Genomic DNA, 12,719 nt, shown 5'->3' with positions numbered 1-12,719 from the left:
GTTATTCCGCCTCCTTCAGCTTTGCTTTCTGGTTCAGGGACGTATACACGAACGATACCATCAGTGCAACGATCACAATCAGGCCGCTCACCAGTGTCTGGTACACGGTGGGCAGGTTTGCAAAGAAGATAATCTTGTTGACGAAGCTAAAGATCAGCGCCCCGATCACCGCGCTTGCGATATCGCCCCGTCCGCCTGCCATGGAGACACCGCCGATTACGGCTGCGGCAATGGACTTTAAGGTGAACGCATCACCCAGCGTATAGTCTCCCGAACGATTCTGCGCCACAAAGAACAGTGCCGTCAGCATGATGCAGAACGAATTAAACATGCACGCAAGGATGCGCGTACGCGCCGTATTAATCCCGCTTGCATAGGCGCTTTCCTCGTTTCCGCCCGTCGCATACAGGTAGCGCCCAAAGCGCGTCCTGCTGATGAGCATCCAAATCACGATCACTGCGATCAATATCCAAAGCGAGGGCGGTATGACGTTGCCCAGGTTCTGTATCCATTCCGGCATCCCATTGACCATGGAAAAATTATAGAATCCCTCTACCCAGTTGACGCACTCGCCGCCCGGACGCGGCAGGATAAACAATCCCGCCCCCATAAAGATATAAGACGTTGCAAAGGTCACGATAACCGGCGGTACGCGCATAAAACCGATCGCAAAGCCATTGAGCAGGCCGCACACCGCTGCTGTAATAACCACCAGCACAATCGCCGTTATGCTCGTCGACGGGTCGCCGGCCTTCATCGTCGCCGCCAGTACGCACGTCATCAGCGATAGTGCCGCCCCGTTCGATAAATCCACCGCACCCGAAATCATGATGACCGACTGTCCGATTGTCATTAGGATCAGCGGGAAAAAAGCGTTCGATGTGCTGACCAGCCCCTGCAGCGTAAAAAAATTGTTCTGCAGGCAGGCTGTAATGATAATCATCACGACCAGGATCATAATGCTCGGGAAATTTTTAATCGACGTTATTTTTTTCAAACTGATTTTGTCTTTCATCCCTATACACCCTCATCCGTTATTCTTCGGCGGATTTGACTCCGCTCATCGTCGCGGCGTATATCTTGTCTTCCCTGATATCGTCGCCGCAGAGTTCCGCGACAAACTGCCCCTCAAACATGATCAGCACGCGGTCACAGTATTTGATCAGCTCCTCCGCGTCGCTCGCATAAAGCACAACGCTGGCGCCGTCTTTTTGCGTCATTTCCTGGATAAACCGGTACATATCTTCTTTCGCGCCGATATCCACGCCCTTCGCAGGGTCGGAAAGAAGCAGCACTTTAATATCAAAGGTCAGCCATTTTCCAATGACGACCTTTTGCGCATTGCCGCCCGACAGGGTCGCTACCCTGGTATTTAAGTCCTTGGCCACGACCGACAGTTTCTTGACCGTCTCCTTGCCTTCTTCCCTGTACTTTTTCTCCGGGATAACCAACGGGTGTTTTTTCTGCGCCAGCTTGGGATAGACAAAATTGTCATAGACGGAATGCTGCAGGAACAGGCCTTCTGCGTTCCTGTCCCCGGGCACAAGGAATATCCCTTTAGAGATCGCGTCCGCCGGACTCTTCATCTTCAGCTCTTCGCCGTCCATCCGCATCTCCTTCACATTGGGCTTGGGATAGTTCCCCGCCAATGCGAGCATCAACTCTTCCTGTCCCTGCCCTGACAACCCGCCGATTCCCAGGATCTCGCCCCGCTTTAGGTTAAAGGAGATATGTTTTAAACGGTTTGTATAGTTTAAATCGCTGATCTCCAGTATTTTATCTTCCGGCAGGATACGCGGACATTTTTCGCATACCTGCGTTTCCTTCTTCTTGCCTGTGATCATCCTGACGACCGCATCCGAATCCCGTTCCTCCCGTTCAAAATCCAGGCTTCCGACGTTCCGCCCGTTTTTAAACACCGAAACGGTATCGCACATCTCCATGACCTCCTTCATACGGTGGGAGGTAAAGATCAGTGCGATATCCTTTTTGACCAACTTACGCATGTATGCAAAAAGCCGTTTCACCTGTTCGATCTCCAAAGATGCGGTCGGTTCGTCAAGGATCAGGAGTTTGGGTTCCTCAATCAGCGCCTTTGCGATCTCGACGATCTGCATTTCGCTCGGCCCGAGCTGGTATACATATTTGTCGATATCCATGCCCGGCGACAGCTCGTCAAGGAGTGCTTTCGCTTTTTCCTTGGCCGAAGCGTTATCCAGGAAAAGGCCTTTTTTCTTTTCGCATCCAAGAGCGATGTTCTGCCATACGGTCAGGTCCTCCACCAAACTCAAGTTTTGGAACACCATCGATATCCCGTTTTTTTTGGATTCCGCCGGATTGGAAAACGCCGCCTTTTTTCCGCAGTAAAAAATTTCTCCCCCGTCCGCACGGTATACGCCCGTGATGATCTTGGAAAGCGTACTTTTTCCGCTGCCGTTTGCCCCCAAAAGCCCCGTGATCCTGCCCGCCTCGCACTTGAAATCCACATGGTCGAGTGCAACGACGCCCTCAAAGCGCTTTTGTATATTTTTCACTTCCAAAACAGTCATATTTTTCACCAGCCTTATTCACCTTTGTCCGTGGTACAAACTGATTTTGATCCGTATTTGATATGGGGAAGTTTTTTCCTTCCCTCTGGCCTGGAATGCTTTGTTTCCGCCCGCCCATTCCCCGTGGCGCCGGCCAGGACGCCAATTCGGGCAGAAAATCCGTACCATTGCCCGGACGCGTTTTTTGCGCGCCCAGGCTGATAGTACGTTCGGGCTTACGCCCTGCTTAGTGGCAATTATTTAAAGTACTGCTGCAAGTCTTCTTCCGAGATATATTCCGTCATCATATAATCGTCCGGCTTATCCTCCAAAAGCGCCCATCCTTCATCGAAATTTTCGTCCGTATAGAAGTTCTGCACTTCATAGAAGAACGTGTTTGCATCGTTGACCATCTGCAGAGCATCGTCCTTGAATTCTTTGCCCTCGTAAAGGTTGACCGCTACACGGAAGCCTGTACCGCTGATTCCCGGAGGATTCGGCATTGCGCACGATTTGAAATCCGCACCGGAGTCACGCAGTTCTTTCCACAGCTTGAAATACGCTGTTCCCGGTTCACCGACCATGATCTTGGGCAGCTTGCCTTGGTCTTTGAAGGCCGAAAGTACGCCATAAGCCATGCTGTCCTGTGTAAATACGATGTCCGGCGTCACACCGCTGGCGATAATCTGTGCCGCCGCTTCTTTTGCAACCGTCTGGTCCCATCCGCCCGATGTTTCGGAAACAATTTCGATACCCGGATAGTCTTTCAACACATCGTCCCTTGCCTGCAGGCGTTGGATGTTTCCAGGATGGCCGTCAAGGCCATAGATGTCGATTGCCGTTCCTTCCGGCATTTGTTCTGCAACAAAGCTGACCAGCTTATAGTTCCAGTCGTACGGGTTTACCTGCACTGTCACGACATCGCTCGCCGTGCATGTGCCGTCATAGCTCAAAACGAGGATGCCCGCGTCCTGCGCTTCCTTGATCACGCCGTTGAGCGCATCGCTGCTGTTTGGGTTCAAAAGGATGATGTCCACGCCCTGCGAAATAAAGTCGCGGATAATGTTGGCCTGTTCCGTCGCGTCGCCGTTCGTCGCATTGTCAACGATCTTATAATCTTTGATGCGGCCGGAAGCCTTATACTCGTCGCCTACTTCCTTTAACGCCTGTGTCATCGTGTCGCGGAATGTCGTCCCGGAAGAACCGGTGGAGATTCCCACAACAGGAGCTTCCTTATCCCCGGCAGGAGCCGCCGCAGACTCGCTTGCCGCTGCGGATTCCGATTCAGCCGGAGCCGCAGAGGATTCCTGTGCCGCCGATGATTCGGCGGGCGTGCTGTTGTTACTGCAGCCCGCAATGACTGCGACTACCATCACAACACATACCAAAATACATAGCACTTTTTTCATTTAACTTTCCTCCTTAATATAATTGATATACCTGACAGGCATAACACAGCGTGCCTGCCAAAACGATTATTTTTCCTATGCCCCGATCCCGACCGCGTATTTCACGGTTATTTGCCGAATTTCTCTATCGCGTCTTCCACGATCTTCTTCGCACCCTTCAGCCCAAAACGCGTTGCGCCCAGCTCGTATGCCTGCAGCACAGGTTCTAATGTGCTGACCGCGCCTGCCGCTTTCACTTTCACTTCCGGGTCGGAGTATGTACGCATCAGCATCAAGTCGTGGTGAGTCGCACCGTCATAATAATAGTTGCCGTTCGCGTCCTTTTTATAGCAGTAGCCTGTCGATGTCTTGACAAATCCCACCTTATATTTGCTGCAGATCCGGCACAGTTTGATCTTTTGTTCGTCGCTCGTCAGCATGTCGTTTTCAAAGATCACCTTCAGGATCGCGTTATAACTTTTGACAAGCGCATTGAGTTCGCGGATCTCACTGTCGACATACGCCCAATCCCCGCTGATCACCTTTCCGATGTTTACGACGACGTCCACTTCTGTCGCGCCGTCCCGCAGTACCTGCTCCGCTTCGGCCAGCTTGATTTCCGTCGTGCTGTTGCCGTGCGGGAATGCCACCACCGCCGATACCAGGATGTCCGTCCCCGCCATCAGCTCTGCCGCACGCCTTGTGTGGTACGGCTTTACGCACACAGCCCCCACGTTATACTTTTTGGCCACTGCACATTCCGCTTCAAACTCTTCGTCGCTCATCGCCGGATGCAGCAGCGAATGATCCACCATCTTCGCGATTTTTGCCGAATCCAGCCCCTCTGTGCTCACTTTTTGGAAACTTGCCTCATCGATCTTTACTTTCTCATTCATCTTTTTCCCCTCCGCTATTCTGTTATTTTTACCGCTTTGTTCTGTTCTGAAGATTCGTATGCGCTGAACACGACCTTGAGCGGTTCCATTCCGTCCCGTCCGCTGATCGTCGCGGGCTTCTGTTCCACCATGCAGGATACAAATTCATCGATAATCCCCGATTTCACCTGTACGATGTTATTGGGAATCTCGCCGACCTTGTAGTAATCCGCCGTCCCGTCATTGCGCTCGATCACGACCTGGTATTCCGGGTTGCCATAGATCGTCATCACGCCGTTCTCGCAGTAAAAGACCGTGCTGCAATCCTCCATCTCGTATGTCCAGCTCACGGTGATCGTCCCTGTAGTTCCCTTCTGTGTTTTGAGCACCATAACGGCATTGTCTTCCACGTCGATCAGCTCACCGTCCGCGTTACGCTTATTGAGCGTTTCCACTTTGGCAAACACTTCTGTAAATTCGTCGTCCATCATCCAACGCACCATATCGATCTTGTGGATACCGAGGTCTCCCAAGCACCCGAACACGCTTACCGCTTTTTTGAAAAACCACGTTTTCCCCTTATCCTGTGCCCAGTGCTCACACCCCGGATGTCCAAATGTGGATTTGAAGGTGATCACCTTGCCGAGCATTCCCGACGCGAGCAGTTCCTTTGCTTTGATATGTGCGGGCGCAAGCCGCTGGTTTTGCGCGATGAACAGCATTTTCCCCGTCTCCTCCGAGGTACGGATCATCTCCTTTGCCTCTCCCAGCGAAACCGCCATCGGTTTTTCACACATCACGTCCTTGCCCGCTTTCAATGCCTCGATGGTCATTTGCGCGTGCGTTGTATTCGTCGCCGCCACGATTACCGCGTCGATCGCCGGGTCGTTGATCAATTCTTTGTAATCCGTATATGGGGTCGCCCCATATTCCCGGCCCAGCTCCTCCGCCCGCTCCCGGACGACATCGCATACCGCGCCGACCTGCGCATACGGGTTGTCCAAAATTTCCGGCAGATGCCTTCTCCTGACAATCGTTCCGCCGCCGATCACTCCGATTCTAATCATACTATTTACCGCCTCTCCTGATATTCTTGAAATCTTTTGATTAATTTTTCCCTTGTAGCCGTTCCGGTTACGCCGATCTGCTCCACAATGATGGACGCCACCAGGTTTCCGGTCAGCGCCGCTTCTTCGAGGCTTGCGCCTGCGCACAATGCGCAGGCGATCCCCGTCAGCGCGGAATCTCCCGCGCCGCAGATATCGACCGGCCCCTCCACACGGAATGCGCGGATCGTTTTGACCTCGCCTTCCGTATATACCTTCATGCCGAGCTCTCCGCACGATATGAACATGGGCCGTGATGTATCCTTACCCGCCTGCTTCATTGCATCTTCCACGCTGCGCCAATGCGCCTCGCCTTCCTGCACCTTAAAACCCGCCGACCGCAATATTTCAAGGTCGTTGCATTTTACGATCACATCGTGGAAATCCGCGATATGGAAACGCGAATCCACGAACACACCCGCTTTCCCGTTTTTGCCGATCTCTGCCAGCGTTTCAATTACGCGCGGCGTAAAAACCCCGCACGCGCCGTTGGGAATTTGCTCTAGGCACACGAACGCGTCTACCTTATCTTCCAGCGCCTTTAAATTCGCGATGATGCGTTCTTCCGTTTTCCTGCTTGTCTGCCTGCGGTTCTTGATATCGATGCGGTGCGTCTCTTCCATCCGGTCTTCGTAATCAAAAAATGTTTTGGTATACGTCGGTGTAAAGATACTGTCGTCGCTCACCATGTAGTCTGTATCGACGTTTGTTTCCCGCAGTCCTTTTTTCAGGTCAAAGCCTTCCCCGTCGTTGCCCGTCAGCGCAAGCGCATAAATTTTACCTACGCGCAGCGCGCTCAAATTGTTCGTGACCACGCCCGCCGCGCCAGGAACGCAGCTTCTCCGCGCGACCTGGTACGCGGTCAGCCCTGTTTCCACAGACGGCTCGTCAAGCTTTCTGTCGATATAAAATATCCGGTCGAGGAATATATCCCCTACCACGGCGATCCGTACCTTATCAAACCCGTTTACGATGTCTAAAAAACGCTTCTCATCCATGGCCTGTCCCTCAAACGATATATTGCGACATATAATTTTTTGAGATACGCAGCGAATCCAGCACATCTTTTTCGCTGCCTTCAAACGCCCTGTCTTCTACCTCGATGAACGCACTGCCAACAAACCCGATGTCCGTCAAGGCAGATACTACCCTGCCCCAGTCAATGTCTCCCAGTCCGGGCAGCTTAGGCGCATGGTATTCCAGTGGATCTGCAAAAATCCCTACGTCGTCGTACTTGTCTTGGTAAAATTTCGTATCCTTCAGGTGTACATTCACGATCTTTTCACGGAATTCGTAGATGGGTTTGATATAATCCATCCTCTGCCACGCAAAATGAGATGGATCGAAAGTGATACCAAAGTACCCGCTGTCGATAAGGCTGAACATCTCCCGCCAAATTTTGGGCGATACCGCGAGGTTCTTTCCCCCCGGCCATTCATCCTGCGTAAAATACATCGGACAGTTCTCAAAGGTCACGATCACGTTATGGTCTTCCGCAAAACGGATGATATCCGGCCAGTACCGCTTGAAAAGCTCCATGTTTTCAGCAATCGGCCGCTTATGGTCTTTACCGATGAAGGTGTCGATTGCCCGTACGCCCAGCTTTTCCGCTGCTGCGATCACCTTTTTGATGTGTACGAAATAGGTTTGGCGCAGTCCCTCGTTATCCACAAGCGGATTCGGGGAATAGCTGAGGGAACCGATCTGTACCCCTTTTTCCCCGGCATATTGAAGGATTCCCTCAGCCCTTTCCTGCGTCAATTGATCCACGTCGATATGCGTGACCCCCGCATACCGCCTGTCTGCTTTGCCCACCGGCCAGCATGCTGCTTCTATCGACTTCAGCCCGATGGATGCGGCAAAATCGATCACCTCTTCCAGCGGTTTTGCCCCTAAGATCGCCGTATTCATTCCCAGCTTCATCGCCATCACCTGTTTTCCGTAGAACGGCCGTTCGTCAGTACGCCGTTCGGGTTCATGAACATGTCCCCGTCAAGCACCAGTCCGGCGTTCGCGCCGTCTGTCATTGCGCCGCGTACGTTGCGTACCAACTTACTGTCTCCCATATTGACCACCTTTAGCCCAGAAGAGCGCAGTGTATCGAACAGTTTCGTATTCTCCTTTGTTTTGCACAGAACCACCGAATCACATGGAATGGTGAATTTCTCAAGGTCACGTCCGATGCACACAACCTCTTTATCGCGCACTTCCAAAACCGTCGTTTCCGTATAGACCTTCACCTTATGCTTGTAGGGGACGCCTTCCAGCCCGCGCCCATTTTTCATATCAAACCGGCGCTTGAGCACTTCCTTGTGGATCGGCTCGATATCTTCCCCCAGCTCTTTGTTTTCAGTAATGACCGTGACTTCCTTGCCGCGCAGGCCCAGCGCCTCCGCCGTATCCGTCGCTGCGTAATGGTCGCCCCACAGTACCACGCGCTGCCCGACCTTTGCTGCCGCAGGCTTTCCATCCTCCGGCCAGTAAGGACAATTTTTGGTGGAGCACACCAAAATATCGTTGAATTTCACGGCCTTATCCACGCCCGGGATGTCCGGGACTACCGTCTCTGCTCCCGCAGCGCACAATACGGCGTCATATTTTTTGAGTTCCGCAGGCTTTGCTTCTGTGCGCAGCTTCACGGTAACGCCCAGCTTTTCGATCTGCCTGCGCAGCCAATGCAAATACCATTTCATCTTGTTCTTGGGCGCTACCATACAGCACAGCCGCAGCACGCCGCCAAGTTCGTTGTCTTTTTCAAAGATTGTGCATTGATGTCCGCGCAGCGTTGCGATGCGCGCCGCCTCCATCCCCGCGACGCCGCCGCCCACGACAGCGACCTTCAAAGGCGTTTTAGCCGGTTGCATATGCATGAAGCGTTCGTCGCCCATTGCCGGGTTGATCGCACAGCGCATCTCACGTTTGACCATCAGCGATTCCTTCCAACAGCCGACCAGGCAGCTGATGCATTTCCTGATATCCTCTTCCTCCCCGTTCATCGCCTTTAACGCCCAGTAAGGGTCGGCGATCATTTGGCGGGAGAGCCCTACCATGTCCGTTTTTCCTTCTGCGATGATCTGGTCGCAATATTCCGGATTGCGCAGCGTATGGCTGGTGATCACCGGGATATTAACCGCTCCTTTTACCGCCGTGGCTGAATAGGTGTTCCATCCCTCCTGGTAATACATCGGATCCATGACGGATTCCGACGCTTCAAATGTTCCCGCGCTGATATCAAGCGCCGCCACGCCCGCCTCTTCCAACGTTTTTGCGATTTGCAGGGATTCTTCCAGTTTCCTGTGCCCTGGCATCCATTCTTCCGCCGAGTATCGTACAAGAATGGGAAAATCTTTGCCGCATTTCTTCTGGATATTGCGGATGATCTCCAGAATGAAGCGCATCCTGTTTTCATAGCTGCCGCCAAAACGGTCGGTGCGTTTGTTGGTGACAGGATTCATAAACTGTGCTATCATGTAGCCGTGGGCCGCATGCAGTTCCACCGCATCAAATCCGGCCTGTTGGACACGCCACGCACCCTCTGCAAATTTCTCGATCAGGTCATAAATCTCTTCCACTTCCATCGCGCGCGCAATTTTACCTTTTGCTTCGCCTTCTGCATAAATGATTTCATGGCCCGTACTGCCCGGGATATTCGTAATGATGTCCGAGCACGATATCTGGCATTTACGCGGATGGCATGCCTGGCGTCCGGGGTGCTGTATCTGTACGGCACACTTTGCGCCCTCCCGGTGGATTGCTTCTGCGAGCCTCGCCAGTCCCGGGATGAAATAATCCTGGTCGACAGACAGCGCCACAATAGAGCACCGGCCCGTCTGCTGGTCAGGCGAGGAAGCGCCGACGATCACAAAACCGGTCCCACCCTTCGCGACTTCTTCATAATATGTACAGACCCGCTCCGTCACCTCGCCCGTGGAAGACCCCGAGCTGATGTCGGTTGGGGCATGTACGACCCTGTTCGGAAGAACCATACCGCCTACTTTAATCGGACTGAACAAATGTTCGTATTTCATAATTTTCAACTCCTTACTGTAAATGATTATAAAAAACCTGGTTATTTGGTAAATAAAGAAATCTTTAAGGATCCATATATTACCCGGTGCCATTGCAGATGTCGCTGTATTTGAGTTTTGTTTTGAAATACTATTTTATGATTTTTAAATTATGAATGATTATTTCATTTAAAATCAGTGTATCATTTCATTATTTTTCTGTCAATAGTAAAAAATAAATTTCTCGCATAAAATATTTTTAGCTTATTATATGCTTTTTACAAAAATAATTTATGGAATTTCTTTTTCTAAATGTCAATATTTTCCTTAATTAAACAGTTTATGATGCTTTGCAATTCATTTTGTGCCCTCTTGACATTTTTAAAAATAAATGGTATTTGTTGTATAGGAATGAATGTTTCATTTATTTTTGAAATAATAATTCACAAATATTCCACTGGAAAGGAGTTTGTGTCACATGCAGAACACCGAGAATTATGGTATTTTGCTTTATATCCAGAACAATTATAAGAACCTGACCAATTCCCTGCAGAAAATCGCAGTCAGTATCCTCGCGGCTCCCAGTAAGGTAGTGGACAATACCGCCTCCGAGCTTTCCAAGGATATCGACGTATCCGAGGCTTCCATCGTACGGTTTTGCCAGTCGCTGGGGTTTAAAGGATATGCCGATTTCAAGATCAAGCTGGCCAAGGACCTCGGCGCCGATAATACCGAGCCTGTTCCCAGCGGCATCAAGCGTACCGATTCCAGCTGGGATGTGATCAGCAAAGTGATGCAGTCCGAATGTGAGGACATTCGTTTTACGCTGGATATGATCGATAAGGAATCCCTGATTACCTGTCTGGAATTGATCTGCGCCTCTAACCGGATCGGTTTTTTCGGCGTAGGCAGCTCGGCGATCGTCGCCAGCAACGCCAAGGAACATTTCCTGCATTATGGAAAGGTAGCGCAGGCAGAACAGGAAGGCATGTCGCAGATCGTGCTCGCCAATTCCCTGCATACCAATGACCTTGCCTTCGGCATCTCTATTTCCGGACAGTCGAAGATTCCCTTGCAGGCCTTGCGCATCGCCAAGGAAAACGGCGCGAAAACGGTATGCCTGACGCAAAACCCGCGTTCTTCCTTAGCGGAATACAGCGACTGCGTCCTCATCGCTTACCGCAAAAGCAATTCCTTAGACGACCTCGGTACCGCTTCGCGTATCGTGCATACGTCCATCATCGATGCGATCGTCGTCGCCTATGCGGCGCGCAACTGGGATGCGGCCGCCCAGCATACGCGGACCAACCGCCGCAACTTCCGCATCCAACAATTCGGCGAATAAAAACCGGCAACAAAAAAGGCCCCGCCCAAAAAGGGGAGCCTTTTTGATATATCCTTTTATTCCTTAAAAAAGAATTCTGCCTTGCCCGTGCCAAGGGATTCCCCCTGCGCCCAGTCGTTTGCCGTGCCGACCTGCCACTGTTCCTTCCGTTCGCCGTTTTCAATGCGGTTGAATCCTGTGTCGCCGTTCGCGGCGATCACGGTGCCGTTTTGCAGCGTATATTCAGGCTTCCCGCCTGCTTCCGTCCTGTCGGCGATCACGTTCCCTTCCTGTATTGCCTTTTGCTTTGCCTGCTCATATACGTCTTCGGTCACTTCCGTGTACCCCAAATAGAATTTCGTCGTCATAACCATCAACCAACCTTTCATAATTTAATATAGTCGGTATATATATAATGACTTTTTTTGTCCTTTAAACAAACTCCCCGCGCGCCTGGGATGTCGCCTGTGTCACCATGTTTACAAATTCCCGCGTATCGATAGACCTGCCGAGCCATACGTTTTCCTTCCGCCCCCATCCGCCGGAAAAATCCACTACGCTCTCTCCTGCCGTGATCCCCTGTGTGCTGACGTCCATACATACCTTTTCATAGCCCACAAGTTCCGGCCTCAATAACGTGCCAATACAGACTGCGTCATGCACCGGGCAGGCAAATATCCCCAGTTCTTCTTCGTAATTGCCTGCATACAGCCATAAAAGCCCGCCGGTCAGACGCGAAAGCTTCCCGCGGTCATGCTCTTCCAATCGCTCGATCTCTTCTTTATTGAACAGCGCTTTCATGGTGATGTCCAATGTGTTCAAATAGATCCTGCAGCCGCTGTTGATGACAATTTTCGCCGCCTCCGGATCGATAAAAAAATTGAATTCCGCCGCAGAATTGACATTGCCCGGCGCATAGACCGCGCCGCCCATGATCACGATTTTTTCCACGTTCTCCTTACATGCGGGGTCTTTTAAAAATGCCTGCGCGATGTTCGTGAGCGGCCCCAAACAGACCAGCGTGATCTTTTCTTCCGCCCCCTTGAGCGTCTGTACAATAAAATCCATTGCGTGCATATCTTGTACCTTGCCGGCATGCACGTCGATTTTCTGGTTCCCCAGCCCATTTTCCCCGTGTATTTTCACGCCTGAATTATTGTAAAGCGGCCTCTTTAAGGGGCTGGAAGCCCCTGCGTATACGGGGATGTCCGCCGCATCCGCAAATGCCAGCACGTCGAGCGCATTGCGCAACGTATTTTCCAGGACGCTATTGCCCGCGACCACCGTCACACCCAAAATATCGAGTTCCCTTGCGCGCGTCGCCAGGATAAGGGCTACCGCATCGTCATGTCCCGGATCGCAATCGATCAATATTTTTTGCATTATCCACCGCTCCTTTTTTCTTTATTATTATAGCAGAACGTGCCCTTTTAAACAAAAAACTGATATTTTTGCCCGTAAAAGGGTAATAATGATACAAAGATATTTTCG

The 12,719-nt window shown here is 51.4% G+C and carries 11 protein-coding genes; 1 reads left to right on the top strand and 10 read right to left on the bottom strand.

Features of this window, described 5'->3' with window-relative positions:
- Position 1: 1 nt before the first annotated feature.
- The 8 genes from BN6471_RS06455 to BN6471_RS06420 all read right to left on the bottom strand — a co-directional run bounded on the left by BN6471_RS06455 (position 2) and on the right by BN6471_RS06420 (position 9,925).
- Positions 2 to 1,015, bottom strand: a complete 1,014-nt coding sequence (locus tag BN6471_RS06455) for an ABC transporter permease (protein WP_066646713.1) — start codon at positions 1,013 to 1,015, stop codon at positions 2 to 4.
- Between the two features lie 19 nt (positions 1,016 to 1,034).
- Positions 1,035 to 2,549: a sugar ABC transporter ATP-binding protein gene (locus BN6471_RS06450; protein WP_066649865.1), complete on the bottom strand. Its 1,515-nt coding sequence runs from the start codon at positions 2,547 to 2,549 to the stop codon at positions 1,035 to 1,037.
- 236 nt (positions 2,550 to 2,785) lie between these two features.
- Entirely contained in the window at positions 2,786 to 3,937 is a 1,152-nt protein-coding gene (locus BN6471_RS06445) for a substrate-binding domain-containing protein (protein WP_066646708.1), read from the bottom strand.
- A 107-nt stretch (positions 3,938 to 4,044) separates the two neighbouring features.
- Complete coding sequence (gene deoC, locus BN6471_RS06440; protein WP_074025760.1) at positions 4,045 to 4,812, bottom strand: deoxyribose-phosphate aldolase; 768 nt, start codon at positions 4,810 to 4,812, stop codon at positions 4,045 to 4,047.
- A gap of 14 nt (positions 4,813 to 4,826) precedes the next feature.
- Positions 4,827 to 5,858 (bottom strand): Gfo/Idh/MocA family protein, encoded by a 1,032-nt coding sequence (locus BN6471_RS06435; RefSeq protein WP_066646707.1) that lies wholly within the window; start codon positions 5,856 to 5,858, stop codon positions 4,827 to 4,829.
- Positions 5,859 to 5,863: 5 nt separating this feature from the next.
- Entirely contained in the window at positions 5,864 to 6,895 is a 1,032-nt protein-coding gene (locus BN6471_RS06430; RefSeq protein WP_066646705.1) for a bifunctional heptose 7-phosphate kinase/heptose 1-phosphate adenyltransferase, read from the bottom strand.
- 10 nt (positions 6,896 to 6,905) lie between these two features.
- On the bottom strand, positions 6,906 to 7,820 hold the full coding sequence (locus BN6471_RS06425; RefSeq protein ID WP_066649861.1) for a sugar phosphate isomerase/epimerase family protein: 915 nt from the start codon (positions 7,818 to 7,820) through the stop codon (positions 6,906 to 6,908).
- Between the two features lie 5 nt (positions 7,821 to 7,825).
- A complete protein-coding gene (locus BN6471_RS06420; protein ID WP_204213234.1) occupies positions 7,826 to 9,925 on the bottom strand; it encodes an oxidoreductase in 2,100 nt (699 codons plus the stop codon).
- A gap of 457 nt (positions 9,926 to 10,382) precedes the next feature.
- Here BN6471_RS06420 and BN6471_RS06415 point away from each other — a divergent pair, with 457 nt between their 5' ends.
- The gene (locus BN6471_RS06415) at positions 10,383 to 11,249 is read left to right on the top strand and encodes a MurR/RpiR family transcriptional regulator (protein WP_066646703.1); all 867 of its coding nucleotides are present in this window, start codon (positions 10,383 to 10,385) and stop codon (positions 11,247 to 11,249) included.
- Positions 11,250 to 11,305: 56 nt separating this feature from the next.
- On the opposite strand, the gene BN6471_RS06410 is transcribed toward BN6471_RS06415, so the two are convergent.
- Entirely contained in the window at positions 11,306 to 11,596 is a 291-nt protein-coding gene (locus BN6471_RS06410; protein WP_147553995.1) for a hypothetical protein, read from the bottom strand.
- 64 nt (positions 11,597 to 11,660) lie between these two features.
- On the bottom strand, positions 11,661 to 12,611 hold the full coding sequence (locus BN6471_RS06405; protein WP_066646699.1) for a nucleoside hydrolase: 951 nt from the start codon (positions 12,609 to 12,611) through the stop codon (positions 11,661 to 11,663).
- Positions 12,612 to 12,719 lie beyond the last annotated feature (108 nt).

The organism is Christensenella timonensis (genome assembly GCF_900087015.1).
GTDB lineage: Bacteria > Bacillota > Clostridia > Christensenellales > Christensenellaceae > Christensenella > Christensenella timonensis.
This window is presented reverse-complemented; position numbering and strand designations above follow the sequence as displayed.

Coding starts and splice junctions, on each gene's coding strand:
- BN6471_RS06455 (WP_066646713.1), bottom strand. CDS start 1,015: ATGAAAGACAAAATCAGTTTGAAAAAAATAACGTCGATTAAAAATTTC.
- BN6471_RS06450 (WP_066649865.1), bottom strand. CDS start 2,549: ATGACTGTTTTGGAAGTGAAAAATATACAAAAGCGCTTTGAGGGCGTC.
- BN6471_RS06445 (WP_066646708.1), bottom strand. CDS start 3,937: ATGAAAAAAGTGCTATGTATTTTGGTATGTGTTGTGATGGTAGTCGCA.
- deoC (WP_074025760.1), bottom strand. CDS start 4,812: ATGAATGAGAAAGTAAAGATCGATGAGGCAAGTTTCCAAAAAGTGAGC.
- BN6471_RS06435 (WP_066646707.1), bottom strand. CDS start 5,858: ATGATTAGAATCGGAGTGATCGGCGGCGGAACGATTGTCAGGAGAAGG.
- BN6471_RS06430 (WP_066646705.1), bottom strand. CDS start 6,895: ATGGATGAGAAGCGTTTTTTAGACATCGTAAACGGGTTTGATAAGGTA.
- BN6471_RS06425 (WP_066649861.1), bottom strand. CDS start 7,820: ATGAAGCTGGGAATGAATACGGCGATCTTAGGGGCAAAACCGCTGGAA.
- BN6471_RS06420 (WP_204213234.1), bottom strand. CDS start 9,925: ATGAAATACGAACATTTGTTCAGTCCGATTAAAGTAGGCGGTATGGTT.
- BN6471_RS06415 (WP_066646703.1), top strand. CDS start 10,383: ATGCAGAACACCGAGAATTATGGTATTTTGCTTTATATCCAGAACAAT.
- BN6471_RS06410 (WP_147553995.1), bottom strand. CDS start 11,596: ATGACGACGAAATTCTATTTGGGGTACACGGAAGTGACCGAAGACGTA.
- BN6471_RS06405 (WP_066646699.1), bottom strand. CDS start 12,611: ATGCAAAAAATATTGATCGATTGCGATCCGGGACATGACGATGCGGTA.